We start from the raw sequence: 18,114 nt of genomic DNA, 5'->3' as shown, positions 1-18,114 counted from the left end.
AATAGTTTATTGTTACTAAGTAAAGTAATTCATAATTAGTGTCAGAATAGACACATATGCTTTCATAAAGCGCTATTTATTCTAAAATTGGAATTGATGATTTTGAATAATTCATTCTATCACGTCTCGTCTGAAAAATTCTGGAGACAGTGAAATGAAAATCAAGAGCTTGTTGTTCGGCTCGACCGCAGCGCTGGTTGCTACCACGGGGGCATATGCTGCGGATGCTATTGTAGCGCCGGAGCCTGAATCCGTTGAATATGTTCGCGTTTGCGATGCCTATGGCGCGGGATTTTTCTACATTCCGGGCACAGAAACCTGCCTGCGCATATCCGGCTATGTCCGCTACGACTTGAAGGGCGGCGATAATGTCTATGGTCGCGGCTTTGTCGATGATAAGGGTAAGGTCGATACGGGCCGTGATACCTGGGAGAACAAGGCCCGCTTTACGCTGCGTCTCTCCACGGCTTCGGAAACCGAGCTCGGCACCCTGAAGACCTATGCCGAAACCCGATATGATTGGGCCGATGGTGTTGATGGTTCGACCGGTTCTCTGCGCTTTGCCTATATCCAGCTTGGCGGCCTGCGTCTCGGTCTCGATGAATCAGCTTTCGTTACCTTTCCGGGTTATCTCGGCGACGTCAAGAACGATGACGTGATCCTCGCTGGCGGTTATCGCACCAATCTGATCAGCTATACGTTCACCGGCGGCAACGGTTTCTCCGCCATCCTGTCGCTCGAACAGGGCAACAATGAAGATACGGACAATAAATACGGCTTCAACGGCGTCATCAAGGATTACACGCCGCATGTTGTCGGTGGCCTGAAATACGAAGGTGGTTGGGGCAAGATCGCAGGCGTCGCCGCCTATGATGCCCGCAACGAAGAGTGGGCAGGCAAGGTTCGCGCCGACGTGAACATTACGGACCGTTTCTCGGTTTGGGCAATGGGCGGCTACAAGTCCAACAAGGACGAATACATCACGCAGACCGACAGCAGCGGCAACGTGCTTGGCTCGGTTCGCGCGATCAGCAGCTTCTACGGCACCTGGGGCGGCGATTGGGCTGTCTGGGGTGGTGCAGCATTCAAGGCGACCGATAAGGCCGTCATCAATGCGCAGGTCGCCTATGATGGCACCAGCACTTTCGCCGCCAGTGCCAACGTAGCCTATGAAATGGTTCCGGGCTTCACGGTTACGCCGGAAGTTTCCTATACCAAGTGGCAGGACAGCAAGTCCTACCTCAACGGCAAGGATGCCGTTCAGGGCATGGTCCGCTTCCAGCGCTCCTTCTGATGTTGATATGGGAGGCCGGAGTGGCCTCCCATTTTGCCTGAGCATTTCCGAGCCAAAAGTGTGAAACGGTTTGCGTTCGCAAATGCGGAGAAATCCACTAGGTGTGCGGTCCCCACGATTCCGTTAAAACAGGAACCGCTCCAAGCAATAAATTTATCTGCTCGCTCCGATGTGACAGCCTGGGAATACTTTAAAAATTTATTGCCTCGATAAAATATCGAGTTGAATAGAATATTATTGAAAAACGAAATGAAATAACGATCAGGCCATTTTTAGTATGGAAAAATTGTAATTTGCATTTTTATGTTCTTATACTATGTTTGATGAGCCATTCGATAGCGTAGAAGGACTGCGCTGTTTACAATTCTGATCTCCAGTCGGATGAATGGTACGGCGAGCTTCGGCTCGCCGTTTTTGTTTCCGGCGCATTGGAGCACGAGAAATGGAAAAGGCCGGACTGATCCGGCCTTTCCACTGTGTGGCTGCGTTGGAGATACTATGGACTGACTGGCACGTCCTAGAGCATTTCCAGCAAAAGTGTGAAACGGTTTGCGTTCGGAAATGCGGAGAAAAAAATAGATAGAGCGGTTCTGACGATTCCGTTAAAATAGGAACCGCTCTATCGCGAGAGCTTCATATGCCGGTTGACGTCCTTATAGAGCAGGTAGCGGAACTTGCCCGGACCGCCTGCGTAACAGGCCTGCGGACAGAAGGCGCGCAACCACATGAAGTCGCCGGCTTCCACTTCCACCCAGTCCTGATTGAGCCGATAGACCGCCTTGCCTTCCAGCACGTAAAGCCCGTGTTCCATCACATGGGTTTCGGCAAAGGGAATGACGCCGCCCGGCTCGAGCGTGACGATGGTTACATGCATGTCATGGCGCAGATCGTTCGGGTCGACAAAGCGCGTCGTCGCCCACGCACCATTGGTATCCGGCATGGGATTGGGGGCGATGTCCTTTTCGTTGAGGAAGAGCGGCTCTGGAACGTCGAGGCCGTCGACATATTCATACGCCTTGCGCACCCAGTGGAAACGGGCCGTGGCCGCGCCGTTGTTGCGCAACGTCCAGCCGCTCTTCGGCGGCAGATAGGCATAGCCGCCCTCGGTCAGCGTGTGGGTCTTGCCTGCAACCGTTACCGAAACCTCGCCTTCCACCACGAACAGCACGCCTTCCGCGCCTTCATCCAGCTCGGCGCGGTCGCTGCCGCCGCCCGGCTGCACTTCCATGATGTATTGCGAGAAGGTCTCGGCAAAGCCGGAGAGGGGACGCGCGATCACCCAGGCCCGTGTCTTGTCCCAGAAGGGCAGGAAACTGGTCACGATGTCGCTGAACGTACCCTTGGGGATGATCGCATAGGCTTCGGTGAACATGGCGCGATCGGTGAGAAGCTGGGTCTGCGGCGGCAGTCCGCCCGTCGGTGCATAATAGGTGCGAGTGTTCTTGTCGTTGCCCATGGGGAATTCCTTATGTGAGAAGCTGGCATTCGCGGCGCGTCAAAAGGCCAGTCATGAAATCGTAGATTGAAAGCGCCCGGAAGCGAACCTTCCGGGCGGCGGGGATCAGTAGAGCGCTTCAGGCAGAATATCCTTGAGGCGCAGGTGAGCGATGCGTTCCACCTGGGCGCAGGCCGTTTCAAATTCCGTATCGCGGTCATTGGAAACGCGGCGCTGGAACGTGTCGAGGATTTCCTTCTTGTTGCGTCCCCTTACAGCGATAATGAAGGGAAAGCCGAATTTCGCGGTATAGGCGTCGTTCAGTTCGGTGAATGCCTGCTTCTCCGCGTCGGTCAGCGCGTCGAGACCGGCCCCGGCCTGCTCGGCGGTGGATTCCGCAGTCAGCCGCTTTGCCTGCGCCAGCTTGCCCGCAAGGTCGGGGTGCGCTTTCAGCACAGCCAGCCGTTCTTCAGACGTGGCGGCGCGGAACACCTTGGTCATGGCTGCGGCGAGGCCAGAAGCGGTATCTTCCTCAAGGGTAAAGCCCGCATCATAGGCGCGTTCCGCGATCCATGGCGAATGCTCGAAAATGCTGCCATAGCGCGCGACGAATTCATCTTTACCGGCCTTTGACGGCACGACATCGGCAGTGACAGGCTTGTAGTTTTCGTGCCAGTGGCGGGCAATATCGACGCGCTTGGCGACCCATACCTTGTCATGGCTCTGCACGTAATCAAGGAACCGTTCGAGCGCTGCGACGCGGCCAGGGCGCCCGACAAGGCGGCAGTGCAGGCCGATGGACATCATCTTCGGCGCGCCTTCCGCGCCTTCGCGGTAAAGCACGTCGAACGTGTCTTTCAGATAGGTGAAGAACTGGTCGCCGGAGTTGAAGCCCTGCGGCGTTGCAAAACGCATGTCATTGGCGTCCAGCGTATAGGGCACGATCAGATGCGGGGCTTTCGGCCCTTGCACCCAGTAGGGCAGTTCATCGGCATAGGAATCGGCGGAATAAAGGAAGCCGCCTTCTTCCATCACGAGCTTCAGCGTATTGTCGGAAGGCTTGCCCTGATAGATGCCGAGCGGACGCGAGCCGGTGAGTTCCGTGTGAAGGCGAACGGCTTCGCGGATATGTTCGCGCTCGATCTCTTCGGGAACATCCTTATATTCCCACCAGCGCAAGCCGTGGCTGGCGATTTCCCAGTCGGCTTCCTTCATGGCGGCGACGGCTTCCGGATTGCGCGCCATGGCAAGCGTCACGCCATAGACGGTAACGGGCATGTTGCGGCGGGTGAAGGCGCGCCACAGGCGCCAGAAGCCGGAACGGGCGCCATACTCGTAGATGGATTCCATGTTGAGGTTGCGCTGGTCTTTCCAGGCTTGCGCGCCGACAATCTCGGACAGGAGGCATTCGGAGGCAGGATCGCCGTCGAGAACGCAGGATTCGCCGCCTTCCTCATAGTTGACGACGAATTGAACAGCGATATTGGCTCCTCCCGGCCAGCGCGGATCTGGCGTGTTGCGCCCGTAGCCGACGAGATTGCGCGGATATTTCATTGCAAATCTTCCCTCATTTCGTTCATTTCGCCTATGATAATAAAGATTTACCGCTCTTATTCCCCTTCAAAAATTTGAAAGACATCCAACGATACCCATCTTCCCCTATGCAGCAGATAGCGAAATACTGAATGCTGGGAACATGGTGTGGTTTGCGGCCCCCATAGCCAGCGGCGACGTTGGGCAGAAATAAACCACCAGAAATCAAAAGCTTGCAACATTTTCCAGTGTTCGTCACGAGAGAATCAGCAAGCTGTAGGAGTGCAAATGGGTCAGGAAAAGAGCGGTAGTGGCCGGTTGACGACGCATGTCCTCGATACGGTAAGCGGCAAACCGGCGGCAAATCTGCGCATCGAATTGCGCCGCGTCGGGAATCAACAGGCAGAGACCATCCGGGAAATCCGCACCAATGACGACGGCCGTTGCGGCGAGCCGCTGCTGTCGGGCGAGAATTTGCGGACAGGGTCCTACGAGCTTCTCTTCCATGTCGGCGAATATTTCGGCAAGACCGAAGGTGTCGTGCCGTTCCTCGATGTCGTTCCCCTGCGCTTTGGCATTTCCGATGAAAAGGCGCATTATCATGTGCCGCTTCTCGTTTCGCCCTTTTCCTATTCCACCTATCGCGGGAGCTAAGCGCCATGAACCAGCCGGTGCATCAGTCTGTGCGACACACCATCCGCTTTCTTCTGAACGGTGAAAAGATCGAACTCGACCGTGTTTCGCCGACCGAAACGCTGCTTGACTATTTGCGCCTGTCCGCCAAGCTGCGTGGCACCAAGGAAGGTTGCGGCGAAGGCGATTGTGGCGCGTGCACGGTGCTGGTCGGCAAGATTTGCGATGGCAAGCTCGTTTATGAAAGCGTCAATGCCTGCATCCGCTTCATGGGTTCGCTCGATGGCTGCCATGTGGTGACAATCGAGCATCTGCGCGGCAGCGACGGCGGCCTGCATCCGGTGCAAAAGGCTATGATCGAGTTTCACGGCTCGCAATGCGGCTTCTGCACGCCGGGCTTCGTCATGTCGCTCTATGCTTTGTGGATGCGCGAACCGAAGCCTGCCGATGCGCAGATTGAAAAGGCCTTGCAGGGCAATCTTTGCCGCTGCACGGGCTATGAGGCCATCATGCGTGCCGCCCGCGCCATTTCCGACTATGGCACGGCCATGGAAGACCCGCTCGCAGCCGAGCGCGCCCATGTTCTTCAACAATTGACGACGATGCGTGACGGCGTGCGGGTGGAAGTGGGCGAAGGCAAGGATCGGTTGATCGTGCCTGCCGATCTCGACGATTTTGCCACCATTCTGGCGGCCGAGCCAAAGGCGACCATCGTTGCGGGTTCGACCGATGTGGGCCTGTGGGTCACGAAGATGATGCGCGACATTTCCCCGGTCGTCTTCATCGGCCATCTGGAGGAACTGCGCTCCATCCGCGAGGACAATGGCGTTGTCACCATCGGCGCAGGCGTGACCTATACGGAAGCGTTCGGTTTTCTCGCAAAGCGCATTCCCCAGCTTGGGCAACTCATTAATCGCATCGGCGGCGAGCAGGTGCGCAATATGGGCACGATCGGCGGCAATATCGCCAATGGTTCGCCGATTGGCGACACCCCGCCACCCCTGATCGCACTCAATGCTACGCTGACCTTGCGCAAAGGGGCGGAGCGCCGCACCATACCGCTGGAAGAGTTCTTCATCGCCTATGGCAAGCAGGATCGGCAGCCGGGCGAATTCGTCGAAGCCGTGCATGTTCCGGTTCCGGCGAAAGGCAGCCATTTTGCCATTTACAAAGTGTCGAAGCGTTTTGAGGAAGACATTACCGCGACGCTGGGTAGCTTCCACCTGACGCTCGACGCAGCGGGCAATGTAGAAACAATTCGCATCGCCTATGGCGGCATGGCGGCCACGCCGAAGCGCGCCAGCGCGGTGGAAGCGGCACTGATGGGTAAACCATGGACCGAGGCCACGGTAGAAGCGGCATTGGAAGCCTATTCGCAAGATTATACGCCCTTGAGCGATATGCGCGCGACGGCGGATTACCGGCTGCTCGCGGCGCGCAATCTGTTGCGGCGTTTCTTCGCCGAAACGGAAGGCAGTTACACGCCGCTGCGCGCGGCGGAAATCGCTGTGGCGTGAGGAGGCAATCATGAACAAGCATCCTGCAAGTGAATTGAAAGCTGCCCGCATTGTCGGCGGCGTTGCGACCGACCAGAAGCATGACTCCGCCCACAAGCATGTGACGGGAACGGCCGTCTATATCGATGATATTCCGGAGCCCGAAGGCACGTTGCATATCGGGATCGGCTATTCCTCCGTCGCACACGGCGCTTTCAAGTGGATTGATTTGTCGGCAGTGCGTGCGGCTCCCGGCGTGATCGACGTGCTGACCTATAAGGACGTACCCGGCGAAAACGACGTCTCGCCCTCGGGCATGCATGATGATCCGATCTTTGCCGTCGACAAGGTCGAGTTCCACGGCCAGCCGATCTTTGCGGTGATCGCCAAGACCCGCGATCAGGCACGCCGCGCCGCGCGTCTGGCGAAAATCGAATATGAGGAAACGCCGGGTATCTATTCCATCAGCGCGCTGGACGGTCTGAAGGACAGGCTCGTCACCACGCCGCTGACACTGAAGCGCGGCGACGCACGCGCGGCCATCGACGCCGCGCCGCATCGCATCAAGAACCGCATGTATCTCGGCGGGCAGGATCACTTTTATCTGGAAGGCCAGGTTTCGCTGGCCGTCCCCGGCGAGGACGAGGACGTCACCGTCTATTGTTCCACGCAGGGACCGACCGAAACCCAGCATCTGGTGGCGCACGCGCTCGGCGTTCCGAGCCATTCCGTGACGGTGGAAGTGCGCCGCATGGGCGGTGGCTTCGGCGGCAAGGAAACGCAGGCCAACCAGTGGGCGGCGATTGCGGCGATTGCCGCCAAGAAGCACAAGCGCGCCATGAAGATCAGGCTTGACCGCGACGAGGACATGACCTCGACTGGCAAGCGTCACGATTTCATCATCGACTATGAAGTCGGCTTCGACGACGACGGCAATATTCTGGGCATCGACTATCTGTTTGCGCTGAATGCCGGTTTCTCGGCAGACCTTTCCGGGCCGGTCGGCGACCGCGCCCTGTTTCACTGTGACAATGCCTATTTCTTCCCGGCGGTGCATGCGCAGTCGGCGCCGCTCTATACGAACACGGTTTCCAACACGGCGTTTCGCGGCTTTGGCGGCCCGCAGGGCATGGTCGGCGCGGAACGCGTGATCGATGAGGTGGCGTTCGCCGTCGGCAAGGACCCGCTCGAAATCCGCAAGCGCAATTTCTACGACGAGATGGGGAAGGATGGCACGCGCAATGTCACGCCCTACCACCAGAAGGTCGAGGATTGCATCATCCAGCGCATCGTTGCGGAACTGGAGGAAAGCGCGGATTACGCAAAGCGCCGCGAGGCGATCCGCGAATTCAACGCGAAAAGCCGCTATGTGAAACGCGGTATCGCACTGACGCCGGTGAAATTCGGCATTTCCTTCACCAAGACGGAGTCCAATCAGGCTGGCGCTCTGGTGCATGTCTATAATGACGGCTCGGTGCATATGAACCATGGCGGCACGGAAATGGGGCAGGGGCTTCATATGAAGGTGGCGCAGGTCGTGGCCGAGGAATTCCAGATCGACATCGACCGGGTGAAGATCACTGCGACGACGACCGCCAAGGTGCCCAACACGGCGCCGACGGCGGCTTCTTCCGGTGCCGATTTGAACGGCATGGCCGCACAGGATGCCGCCCGCCAGATCAAGAAGCGCCTCATCCATTTTGCGGCACAGCAATATCAGGTGCCGGAAGACCAGATCGTCTTTCTTCCCAACCGCGTTCGCGTCGGCAATCAGGAAATCAGCTTCAACGATCTTGTGAAGCAGGCTTTTATCGGTCGCGTGCAGCTTTCGGCGGCAGGTCATTACAAGACCCCGAAAATTCACTGGGACCGCGCCAAGGGCCGAGGCCACGCCTTCTATTACTATGCTTACGGAGCGGCCTGTTCCGAAGTTTCCGTCGATACTCTGACTGGCGAATATGTGGTGGAGCGCACCGATATTCTGCATGATACCGGGCGTTCCCTGAACCGCGCCATCGATATCGGCCAGGTTGAAGGCGGCTTCGTGCAGGGCATGGGCTGGCTGACGACCGAGGAGCTTGTTTGGGACGACAAGGGGCGGCTTCGCACCCATGCGCCTTCCACCTACAAGATCCCGCTGGCTTCCGACCGGCCCAAGATCTTCAATGTCGCGCTGACCGACTGGTCGGAGGCCTATGAGCCGACGATCCATCGCTCCAAGGCCGTCGGCGAGCCGCCGCTGCCGCTCGGCCTGTCGGTGCTGCATGCTCTGGCCGACGCGGTCGCCAGCGTTGCCGATCACAAGGTCTGCCCGCGTCTTGATGCGCCTGCGACGCCGGAACGTGTGCTGATGGCCATCGAACGGCTCCGCAAGCACAAGGGCTAGAAAAATGCCGGGCGCACGCGACGATATCCGGGCTTTTCTCAACCGGCGTCCAGACAGTGTGCTGGTTGAAGTCTCGGATGTGAAAGGTTCCGCACCCCGCAATGCGGGGGCGTGGATGCTGGTGGCCCGCGACATAATCTTCCGGACTATCGGCGGCGGCCAGCTTGAATATATGGCGATCGACCATGCCCGGAAAATCCTGGCTGGCGGCAGGGATACCCCCATGGACGTTCCACCCATGAATGTGGCATTGGGCCCGGAAATTGGCCAGTGCTGCGGCGGAAGGGTGGGCTTGAGCTTCAGGCGGGTGAACCGCGGGCTGACGGATGAACTTGTCAGCAAGGTGGATGCTGAAATAGCAACCCGTCCGCATGTCTATATCTTCGGTGCGGGCCATGTCGGTAATGCGCTGGCCCATGCGCTTTCGCTTACACCCGTCCGGGTCGTTCTGGTGGATACACGGGAAGCGGAGCTGATGGCCTGCGATGTGCCGGGGGTCGAAACCTGTCTTTCGGCCATGCCCGAGCAGGTGGTGCGTTCCGCGCCGCCGGGCAGTGCCTTCATCATCCTCACCCACGACCATGCGCTGGATTTCCTGATCGCCGCCGAAGCACTGCAGCGGCGCGATGCGGTCTATGTCGGCATGATCGGTTCGAAGACCAAGAAGGCCACTTTCAAAAATTGGTTGAAACGCGAGGTCGCAGACGAAGATTTATTTGAAAATCTCGTGTGTCCGGTCGGCGGTGCGGTCGTGAAGGATAAAAGACCGGAAGTAATCGCGGCGCTGGCCGCAGCCGAAGTCCTGACCGCTGTTCTGGCATCCACCCGTATAGCGCAGCCCGCCTGATCCGGCGGGCTTTTTCAACTGCATTAGAGCGGTTTGAACCGCCCTATGCCAAAGCCTCGCGGATCAGCCGCTGGCACCGTTCCGTCATGAAATCGATGATGAGGCGCACCTTCGGGTCCTGAAAGCGCTTGTGCGGATAGATCGCAGCAAGCTGGATCGGGGCCGGTGGCGTGCTTTCGAGGATGGGGACCAGCCGTCCGTCGCGGATATACTCCTTCACTTCGAACAGCGGCTTGTTGATGATGCCCCGCCCGCCGAGCGCCCATTGCGTCAGCACGTCGCCATCGTCCGAGTCGTAAGGCCCGGTGACTTCGAACTTGCGCAACCCTTCCGGCGTTTGCAGCGACCAGTAATATTCCTTTGAGCCCGGAAAGCGCAGCAGAAGACAATCGTGCTTGTCGCCAAGCAACTCGTCCGGCGACTGCGGAACCCCGTGTTTCTCCAGATATTCAGGCGCCGCGCAGATCACGCGTTCGCAATTCATGATGCCGCGCATGCGCAGGTTCGAGTTTTCCAGAACGCCGAGCTTGAAGGCCACATCGACACCTTCGCTCATGATGTCCACTTCATGATCCGACAGGCGAAGCCGCACTTCGATATCCGGATATTTGTCGTGAAACTCCGGAATGCCGGATGCAATCAGCCGTCTGCCGAAGCCGAGCGGCGCGGTGATGCGAATCGATCCCTTCGGATTTTTCGCCAGTTCCGCCACGGCCGCTTCCGCTTCATCCACGGCTTCGAGGATTTTCAATGCGCCGTCATAGAATACGCGGCCATGTTCGGTCGGCGTGAGTTTGCGCGTCGTCCTGTTGAAGAGCCTCACTCCCAGATGCTTCTCCAACTCCTTGATTCGATTGCTTGCAACTGCCGGCGATGCGCGCTGGTCGCGCCCCGCCGCAGATAGATTTCCCAATTCGACAACGCGCACAAAAACGCGCAGATTATCAAGATATGACATGCGGACTTCCACCAATTGTATATTTTTTTTTGAAAGTGCTGGTCGTGATGTGACGTTCCCTGAACCTGATTCCTTTGGCACATAATGCAACAACGAACAATGGGCTAAGAATTGGCTCAAGAAATGGGAGTCCCTGATGTATGATTTCGCCGTAGCCTGGGACTGGCTGGGCTTCGCAGCGCGGTGGCTGCACGTGATTACCGCGATTGCGTGGATCGGCTCGTCCTTTTATTTCATCGCGCTCGATCTGGGCTTGCGCCAGCGTCCCGGCTTGCCGGAAGGTGCGCATGGCGAGGAATGGCAGGTCCATGGCGGTGGTTTCTACCACATCCAGAAATATCTCGTCGCGCCCGCGCAGATGCCGGAACACCTGACCTGGTTCAAATGGGAATCCTACGCCACCTGGCTGTCGGGTTTCACGCTGCTCTGCATCGTCTACTATGCTGGCGCTGATCTCTACCTGATCGATCCGAATGTTCTCGATGTTTCGCGCCCTGTCGCCATCGGCATTTCGATTGCTTCGCTGGCCTTCGGCTGGATCGCCTACAACACGATCTGCAAGCTCATGCTCGGCAAGAGCGACACGCTTTTGATGGTGCTTCTCTATGTCATCCTCGTGCTGGTGGCCTGGGGCTATACGCACCTGTTCACCGGACGCGCAGCCTTCCTGCATCTGGGCGCATTCACCGCGACGATCATGTCCGCCAACGTGTTCATGATCATCATTCCGAACCAGAAGATCGTGGTGGCCGATCTGATCGCTGGCCGCAAGCCGGACCCGAAATACGGCAAGATCGCCAAGCAGCGCTCCACGCATAACAACTATCTGACGCTGCCGGTTCTGTTCCTGATGCTGTCGAACCACTATCCGCTGGCTTTCGGGACCGAGTTCAACTGGATCATCGCTTCGCTGGTGTTCCTGATGGGCGTCACGATCCGCCACTGGTTCAACACGCAGCACGCTCGCAAGGGCAGCCCGACCTGGACCTGGCTCGTCACGGTCATCCTGTTCATCGTCATCATCTGGCTCTCGACGGTGCCGAAGGTGCTGACCGGCGAGCCGGAAGAACAGAAGGTCTCGGCCTTGCAGCAGTCTTTCATCTCGGACCCGCACTTTGGAAAAGTGCGGGATACCGTTCTGGGGCGCTGCGCCATGTGCCACGCCAAGGAGCCGGGCTGGGAAGGCATTATCGCGCCGCCGAAGGGCGTCGTACTGGAAACCGACCGGGACATTGCGGCACATGCGCGTGAAATCTATTTGCAGGCAGGCCGCTCTCATGCCATGCCGCCCGCCAATGTGACCGGCGTGAGCGCTGAAGAGCGCCAGCTTCTTGCCTCCTGGTATCAGTCCGCCACGCAAGGCCAGAAATAAGGACCAATTTGATGACCAAGCTTCTGATCCGCGGCCGCGTGCTGACCTTTCGTGACGAGCCGCAAAGCCTCGATGACAACGCCGCCTACCGCTATATCGAAGACGGCGCCGTTCTGGTCGAAGATGGCCGTATCCAGCGTCTTGGGGATTATGCTGACGTAAGTCGCGAGGCAGGCAGCGACGTAAAAGTCGCCGACCATCGCCCGCACCTGATCCTGCCGGGCTTCATTGATACGCATATCCATTATCCGCAGACGCAGGTCGTCGCTTCCTATGCAGCCAATCTGCTGGAATGGCTCAACACCTATACGTTCGTGGCCGAGCAGAAATTTGCCGACGAGCAGCATGCCGAATTTATCGCGGAGCGCTTTCTTGACGAGTTGATCCGCCACGGCACCACCACGGCGGTTGCCTATTGCTCCGTGCATCCGCAGAGCGTCGATGCTTATTTCCGCGCCTCGCAGCATCGCAACATGCGCATGCTCGGCGGCAAGGTGATGATGGACCGCAATGCGCCGCCTGCACTTTGCGATACGGCGCAGTCCGGCTATGACGATACGAAAGCGCTGATCGCACGCTGGCAGGGCAAGGGCCGCCTCGATTATGTGATAACGCCGCGCTTCGCCATCACTTCCACGCCGGAACAGCTTGAAGCAAGCCAGGCGCTTGTCCGGGAGCACCCCGGCAGCTACATCCAAACGCATCTGTCGGAAAACCACGACGAGATCACCTTCACCAAGTCGCTCTACCCGGATGCGCCGGATTACCTCGGCATTTACGAGCATTACGGCCTTCTGGGAAACAAGACCCTGCTCGGCCATTCCATCCATCTGGAAGAACGCGAAGTGCGCGTCATGGCGGAAACCGGCTCGATTGCCGTCTTCTGCCCGACCTCGAACCTGTTCCTCGGCTCTGGCCTCTTCGACCGTGATCGCCTGAAAGCATCGGGCGTGCGCATGGCGGTGGCGACCGATGTCGGCGGCGGCACCAGTTTTTCCATGCTACGCACCATGGATGAGGGCTACAAGGTCCTGCAATTGCGCGAACAGCGCCTGAACCCGTTCCAGTCCTTCTATATGATGACGCTTGGCAATGCCCGCGCGCTTTCGATGGAAGACAGGATCGGCACGCTGGATGAAGGCACGGAAGCCGATATCGTCGTGCTGGATTCATCCGCCACGTCACCGATGCGGCTGCGCATGGCGGCTGGCGCGACGCTGGAGCAGGAACTCTTCCTGTTGCAGACGCTGGGCGATGACCGCGCCGTCGTTGAAACCTATGTGGCGGGAAAGCCGCTCAAGGCCGAACTGTAAAGCTTCATCGCTGCGCTTTAAAACTCTTCCGGTCGCTTGCCGCCGATAGCTCTTGTCAGCTCGTCGGCGGTGGAGCGGATCAGCGGCCCGAATTCCTCAAGCTTCTTCTTCGGTAGGCGCACGGCAGGGCCGGAAACGGAAATGCCGGCAATCGCCTCGCCATATTCGTTGAAGATTGGCGCGGCGATGCAGCACATGCCGAGTGTATGCTCTTCATCGTCGATTGACCAGCCGCGGGTACGGGTTGCCTGAATGTCTTTCAGGAGCGCGGGCAGGCTGTCGAGCGTGCGCTGCGTGAAATGTTCCAGCGCGCGCCCCGAAAGCGCGTGCGCGATTTCCTTGTCCGACCAGGTGGACACTATGGCCTTGCCGATGCCGGATGCGTGGATCGGTCCGCGCCGTCCGGGCCGGAAAAAGGCGCGCATCGGCGCATGGCTTTCAATCTGCGAGATAAACACCACATCGCCGCCGTCCTCGACGCCGATATTGGCGGTCTCGCCTGTCGTTTCCATCAATGTCTTGAGATAGGGCCGCGAAAGAATGCCGAGCTTGCGGAACCGGCGAAAGGCATTGCCGATTTCAAAAGCCTTCACGCCGATGGTCCAGTCTCCGCTTTCCAGATCGTGGGAAACCATCCCATGATTTGCCAGCGACGACAGTAGCCGGTGCACGGTCGAAGGGGCCATGCCGCTTTCCTCGGCGAGGTCGGTCAGCGTTGAACCGTCATTTTCAGCAATCAGCGCCAAAAGCTTCAGGCTTCGGTCGAGAACCTGCACAGACGAGGGCGCTGCGTTTTCCGCCGCCTTGCGACCCCGCTTTACCTTTGCCTGCTCCATCGACTGTCTCCGAATCCCGCCTCAACTCAGAAAATATCACTATCGCATCCATTGCCGATCGGAAAGGGAGCTGCGGATTATCTCCATTCCGTTGAAAATCTTTATTTCCATATAATGGTATGCATTTCCATTTTTTGATAATAGCATTGGTAAATGGATTAGAGTTCCATAGGAGGAATGGCCATGGCCAGAATGCGTGCAGTCGATGCAGCCGTGCTTGTGCTGGAAAAAGAAGGGATCAATTGTGCCTTCGGTGTACCGGGCGCAGCGATCAATCCATTTTATTCGGCGATGAAGGCGCGCGGCTCGATCCGCCACATACTGGCGCGTCATGTCGAGGGCGCTTCGCATATGGCCGAAGGCTATACGCGCGCCAAGCATGGCAATATCGGCCTGTGCATCGGCACCTCCGGCCCCGCCGGAACGGATATGATTACGGGTCTCTATTCGGCTTCTGCCGACTCGATCCCGATCCTCTGCATCACAGGGCAGGCCCCGCGCGCACGTCTCGACAAGGAAGACTTTCAGGCGGTCGATATCGCCAAGATCGCAGCGCCGGTCACCAAGTGGGCGGTCACGGTCATGGAACCGGCATTGGTGCCTTACGTCTTCCAGAAGGCGTTCCACATCATGAAGTCGGGCCGTCCCGGTCCGGTCCTGATCGACCTGCCGATTGACGTTCAGCTTGCCGAAATCGAATTCGACATCGACACCTATCAGCCGATGGAAGCCTACAAGCCTTCCGCAACGCGGGCGCAGGCTGAAAAGGCGCTCGCCATGCTGAACGAGGCGGAGCGTCCGTTGATCGTCGCAGGCGGCGGCATCATCAACGCCGATGCATCGGATCTTCTGGTCGAATTCGCCGAAATCACCGGCATTCCGGTCATCCCGACCCTGATGGGCTGGGGCGTCATCCCTGACGATCATCGCCTGATGGCGGGCATGTGCGGCCTCCAGACCTCGCACCGCTATGGCAATGCCAATCTGCTGGCCTCCGACGTCGTCATCGGCATCGGCAACCGCTGGGCGAACCGTCATACGGGCAATGTCGACACCTACCGGAAGGACCGCAAGTTCATCCATATCGACATCGAGCCGACCCAGATCGGCCGTGTCTTCGCGCCGGATTTCGGCATCGTTTCGGATGCGGGCAAGGCGCTGAAGCTACTGCTCGACATTGCGACGGAATGGAAGTCGGCAGGCAAGCTGCGCGACTGGTCGGGCTGGGCGAAGGAATGCCAGGAGCGCAAGCGCACCATGCTGCGCAAGACGCATTTCGACCAGACGCCGCTGAAGCCGCAGCGTGTTTATGAAGAGATGAACAAGGCGTTCGGCCGCGACACTTGCTATGTCACGACTATCGGCCTCAGCCAGATTGCGGGCGCGCAGTTCCTGCATGTCTATCGCCCGCGCAACTGGATCAATTGCGGTCAGGCCGGTCCGCTCGGCTGGACGCTGCCTGCGGCGCTCGGTGTGCGTGCCGCCGATCCCGATCGCCCGATTGTTGCGCTTTCCGGCGACTATGATTTCCAGTTCCTGATCGAAGAACTGGCGGTCGGGGCACAGCACAAGCTGCCTTACATCCATGTGGTTGTGAACAATTCCTATCTCGGCCTCATCCGGCAGGCGCAGCGCGGCTTCAACATGGATTTCGAAGTGAGCCTAGCCTTCGACAACATCAATGCCGATGGCGATGCGGAAAAGGGCTATGGCGTCGATCACGTGGCGGTTGCCGAAGGTCTCGGCTGCAAGGCGATCCGGGTGCGCAGCCCCAACCAGTTCGCCGAGAGTTTTGAACAGGCAAAAGCGCTGATGGCCGAGCATCAGGTGCCGGTTGTTCTGGAATTCATCCTCGAACGCGTTACCAATATTTCCATGGGTGTCGACATCGATCAGGTTGTCGAATTCGAGGAACTGGCCGAACGTGGCGAAGATGCGCCGACTGCGATTGCGGCATTGTTGGACTAACGTGAAGCCGATCTACTCCTTCGTTTCTCCCTCATCCTGAGGTGCGGAGCGTAGCGAAGCCTCGAAGGACGAGGGCAGGCGCGGTGCATTTTCCCTCGCCCTTCGAGACGCCTCCCCCTCGACAAGCTCGGGAGGCTCCTCAGGATGAGGGAAAAGAACAACGTTGAAGGCGATTCTAGGAAAACTGCGAAACGACTTTTTCCAGAATTGCGCAAATAGAGAATTACAAGGAGGCGGAAATGCCGAGATTTGCAGCCAATCTCACCATGCTTTTCAACGAAGTGCCTTTCATGGACCGCTTTGCGCTGGCCGCAAAGGCCGGGTTCACCGGGGTGGAATATCTCTTCCCCTATGAGTTCAACCGGCATGAGCTGAAGGCAGCACTGACCAAACATAACCTGGCGCAAGTCCTGCACAATCTGCCTGCGGGCAACTGGGCTGGCGGCGAGCGCGGCATTGCGGTTCTGCCGGATCGTATAGACGATTTCCGGCGCGGCGTGGCCGATGCCATCGATTACGCCACGACGCTCAACTGTTCGCAGGTCAATTGTCTTTCCGGCATTGCGCCGCAGGGCGTGGACCCGGATGTGCTGCGCGCCACTTTCGTCAGCAATCTGCGCCTGGCCGCGAAGGAACTGGGCAAGCATGGCATTCGCCTGCTGATCGAGCCGATCAATCACTACGACATTCCCGGCTTCTACCTCAACACGGTGGAGCAGGCGGTTTCGATCATCGATGAAGTGGGCAGCAACAATCTGTTCATCCAGTATGACCTTTACCACCAGCAGCGCACGCGCGGCGAACTCGTCGCCACTTACGAACGCTACAAGCCGCTCATCGCCCATATCCAGCTTGCCGACAATCCGGGCCGCAATGAGCCGGGCACCGGCGAGATCAATTATCCGAACGTGTTCGAAGCGCTGAAAAACGCTGGATACAAGGGCTGGATCGGCTGCGAATACAAGCCGAAGACCACCACTGAGGAAGGTCTGGGCTGGTTCAAGCAGTATGAAGCCGAACGGCTGACTGCATAATTTTGATTAGGGAGTAAACGACATGGCCAAGATAGGCTTCATCGGACTGGGGATCATGGGTACGCCGATGGCGCGTCATTTGCAGGATGCGGGGCACCAGATCTTCACCTCACGGTTTAATCCTCCGCCGCGTCAGGAGCTGATCGATAACGGCCTGCACATTGTGGAAACGCCAAAGGCCGTTGCCGAAGAATGCGACACGATTATTCTCATGCTTCCCGATACGCCGCAGGTGGCCGAAGTCATCTTCGGGGAGGGCGGCGCAATTGGCGGTCTTGGCCAGGGCAAGCTGCTCATCGACATGAGCTCGATTTCGCCCATCGAAACGAAGGAATTTGCAAAGAAAGTCCGCGCCACCGGTGCGGAATATATCGATGCGCCGGTTTCTGGCGGCGAGGTCGGCGCGAAGAACGCAAGCCTTTCCATCATGGCGGGTGGTTCGCAGGAATCGTTCGACCGCGCCCTGCCGCTCCTGAAGCTCATGGGCAAGAACATCACCCTCGTCGGCGATTGCGGCGACGGCCAGACAACCAAGGTTGCAAACCAGATCATCGTCGCACTCAATATCGAGGCGGTTGCCGAAGCGCTGGTTTTTGCTTCCAAGGCGGGCGCTGACCCGGCAAAGGTGCGCGAAGCCCTGATGGGCGGCTTTGCATCGTCCCGCATTCTGGAAGTTCACGGCGAACGCATGATCAAGCGCACTTTCGATCCGGGTTTCCGCATTTCGCTGCACCAGAAGGACTTGAACCTCGCGCTGCAAGGCGCAAAGGCGCTCGGTGTTTCGCTGCCGAACACGGCCACGGCACAGGAACTGTTCAATTCCTGCGCGGCGCATGGCGATGACGGTCTCGACCATTCGGGTCTGGTGCGTGCACTGGAGAGGATGGCGAACCACGACGTCGCTTGACGTCTCAGGCGAACTCTCTGGAGGGAGAGGGCGGAGCTGGCTGCTTGGAGGAGGTGGCCGGCTCCATTGATTTTATATCTCGGGCGGGGAATAGTGCCGCCG

General features: G+C 58.4%; 14 protein-coding genes. 10 read left to right on the top strand and 4 right to left on the bottom strand.

Features of this window, described 5'->3' with window-relative positions:
• The first annotated feature begins 154 nt into the window (after positions 1–154).
• Complete coding sequence (locus tag AC0TOF_RS14440) at positions 155–1,294, top strand: porin (RefSeq protein WP_473768772.1); 1,140 nt, start codon at positions 155–157, stop codon at positions 1,292–1,294.
• Positions 1,295–1,913: 619 nt separating this feature from the next.
• On the opposite strand, the gene AC0TOF_RS14435 is transcribed toward AC0TOF_RS14440, so the two are convergent.
• Entirely contained in the window at positions 1,914–2,750 is an 837-nt protein-coding gene (locus AC0TOF_RS14435) for a bifunctional allantoicase/(S)-ureidoglycine aminohydrolase (RefSeq protein WP_473768771.1), read from the bottom strand.
• 105 nt (positions 2,751–2,855) lie between these two features.
• Positions 2,856–4,283 (bottom strand): allantoinase PuuE, encoded by a 1,428-nt coding sequence (puuE, locus tag AC0TOF_RS14430; protein WP_473768770.1) that lies wholly within the window; start codon positions 4,281–4,283, stop codon positions 2,856–2,858.
• A gap of 267 nt (positions 4,284–4,550) precedes the next feature.
• On the opposite strand from puuE, the gene uraH reads away from it, so the two are divergent.
• From uraH to xdhC, 4 genes are read left to right on the top strand one after another with little or no spacing between them, the layout of a single operon-like run.
• Positions 4,551–4,916: a hydroxyisourate hydrolase gene (gene uraH, locus AC0TOF_RS14425; protein ID WP_122000599.1), complete on the top strand. Its 366-nt coding sequence runs from the start codon at positions 4,551–4,553 to the stop codon at positions 4,914–4,916.
• A 17-nt stretch (positions 4,917–4,933) separates the two neighbouring features.
• Complete coding sequence (gene xdhA, locus AC0TOF_RS14420) at positions 4,934–6,412, top strand: xanthine dehydrogenase small subunit (protein WP_473768966.1); 1,479 nt, start codon at positions 4,934–4,936, stop codon at positions 6,410–6,412.
• A gap of 10 nt (positions 6,413–6,422) precedes the next feature.
• Positions 6,423–8,777 carry a xanthine dehydrogenase molybdopterin binding subunit gene (gene xdhB, locus AC0TOF_RS14415; RefSeq protein ID WP_473768769.1) on the top strand — a complete coding sequence of 785 codons (2,355 nt, stop codon included), beginning with the start codon at positions 6,423–6,425 and terminating at the stop codon, positions 8,775–8,777.
• Between the two features lie 4 nt (positions 8,778–8,781).
• Entirely contained in the window at positions 8,782–9,624 is an 843-nt protein-coding gene (gene xdhC / locus AC0TOF_RS14410; protein ID WP_473768768.1) for a xanthine dehydrogenase accessory protein XdhC, read from the top strand.
• A 43-nt stretch (positions 9,625–9,667) separates the two neighbouring features.
• On the opposite strand, the gene AC0TOF_RS14405 is transcribed toward xdhC, so the two are convergent.
• The gene (locus AC0TOF_RS14405; protein WP_473768767.1) at positions 9,668–10,582 is read right to left on the bottom strand and encodes a LysR family transcriptional regulator; all 915 of its coding nucleotides are present in this window, start codon (positions 10,580–10,582) and stop codon (positions 9,668–9,670) included.
• Between the two features lie 136 nt (positions 10,583–10,718).
• Here AC0TOF_RS14405 and AC0TOF_RS14400 point away from each other — a divergent pair, with 136 nt between their 5' ends.
• Together AC0TOF_RS14400 and guaD are read left to right on the top strand one after the other, a co-directional pair.
• Entirely contained in the window at positions 10,719–11,954 is a 1,236-nt protein-coding gene (locus AC0TOF_RS14400) for a urate hydroxylase PuuD (protein WP_121980637.1), read from the top strand.
• 11 nt (positions 11,955–11,965) lie between these two features.
• Entirely contained in the window at positions 11,966–13,267 is a 1,302-nt protein-coding gene (gene guaD / locus AC0TOF_RS14395) for a guanine deaminase (protein WP_473768766.1), read from the top strand.
• 17 nt (positions 13,268–13,284) lie between these two features.
• Here guaD and AC0TOF_RS14390 read toward each other — a convergent pair whose 3' ends face one another.
• Complete coding sequence (locus AC0TOF_RS14390) at positions 13,285–14,103, bottom strand: IclR family transcriptional regulator (protein WP_473768765.1); 819 nt, start codon at positions 14,101–14,103, stop codon at positions 13,285–13,287.
• A 183-nt stretch (positions 14,104–14,286) separates the two neighbouring features.
• On the opposite strand from AC0TOF_RS14390, the gene gcl reads away from it, so the two are divergent.
• The 3 genes from gcl to AC0TOF_RS14375 all read left to right on the top strand — a co-directional run bounded on the left by gcl (position 14,287) and on the right by AC0TOF_RS14375 (position 18,012).
• On the top strand, positions 14,287–16,071 hold the full coding sequence (gene gcl / locus AC0TOF_RS14385) for a glyoxylate carboligase (RefSeq protein WP_473768764.1): 1,785 nt from the start codon (positions 14,287–14,289) through the stop codon (positions 16,069–16,071).
• Positions 16,072–16,310: 239 nt separating this feature from the next.
• Positions 16,311–17,105, top strand: coding sequence for a hydroxypyruvate isomerase (gene hyi / locus AC0TOF_RS14380; protein ID WP_473768763.1), 795 nt, complete (start codon positions 16,311–16,313; stop codon positions 17,103–17,105).
• Positions 17,106–17,127: 22 nt separating this feature from the next.
• Complete coding sequence (locus AC0TOF_RS14375; protein ID WP_473768762.1) at positions 17,128–18,012, top strand: 2-hydroxy-3-oxopropionate reductase; 885 nt, start codon at positions 17,128–17,130, stop codon at positions 18,010–18,012.
• Positions 18,013–18,114 lie beyond the last annotated feature (102 nt).

The organism is Ochrobactrum sp. PL_is501 (assembly GCF_055816895.1).
This window is presented reverse-complemented; position numbering and strand designations above follow the sequence as displayed.

Excerpts from the sequence above, each read along its gene's own strand:
- uraH (WP_122000599.1), top strand. The coding sequence starts at position 4,551 with ATGGGTCAGGAAAAGAGCGGTAGTGGCCGGTTGACGACGCATGTCCTC.
- AC0TOF_RS14405 (WP_473768767.1), bottom strand. The coding sequence starts at position 10,582 with ATGTCATATCTTGATAATCTGCGCGTTTTTGTGCGCGTTGTCGAATTG.
- AC0TOF_RS14440 (WP_473768772.1), top strand. The coding sequence starts at position 155 with ATGAAAATCAAGAGCTTGTTGTTCGGCTCGACCGCAGCGCTGGTTGCT.
- guaD (WP_473768766.1), top strand. The coding sequence starts at position 11,966 with ATGACCAAGCTTCTGATCCGCGGCCGCGTGCTGACCTTTCGTGACGAG.
- AC0TOF_RS14390 (WP_473768765.1), bottom strand. The coding sequence starts at position 14,103 with ATGGAGCAGGCAAAGGTAAAGCGGGGTCGCAAGGCGGCGGAAAACGCA.
- AC0TOF_RS14400 (WP_121980637.1), top strand. The coding sequence starts at position 10,719 with ATGTATGATTTCGCCGTAGCCTGGGACTGGCTGGGCTTCGCAGCGCGG.
- gcl (WP_473768764.1), top strand. The coding sequence starts at position 14,287 with ATGGCCAGAATGCGTGCAGTCGATGCAGCCGTGCTTGTGCTGGAAAAA.
- AC0TOF_RS14375 (WP_473768762.1), top strand. The coding sequence starts at position 17,128 with ATGGCCAAGATAGGCTTCATCGGACTGGGGATCATGGGTACGCCGATG.
- AC0TOF_RS14435 (WP_473768771.1), bottom strand. The coding sequence starts at position 2,750 with ATGGGCAACGACAAGAACACTCGCACCTATTATGCACCGACGGGCGGA.
- hyi (WP_473768763.1), top strand. The coding sequence starts at position 16,311 with ATGCCGAGATTTGCAGCCAATCTCACCATGCTTTTCAACGAAGTGCCT.
- xdhB (WP_473768769.1), top strand. The coding sequence starts at position 6,423 with ATGAACAAGCATCCTGCAAGTGAATTGAAAGCTGCCCGCATTGTCGGC.
- xdhC (WP_473768768.1), top strand. The coding sequence starts at position 8,782 with ATGCCGGGCGCACGCGACGATATCCGGGCTTTTCTCAACCGGCGTCCA.
- puuE (WP_473768770.1), bottom strand. The coding sequence starts at position 4,283 with ATGAAATATCCGCGCAATCTCGTCGGCTACGGGCGCAACACGCCAGAT.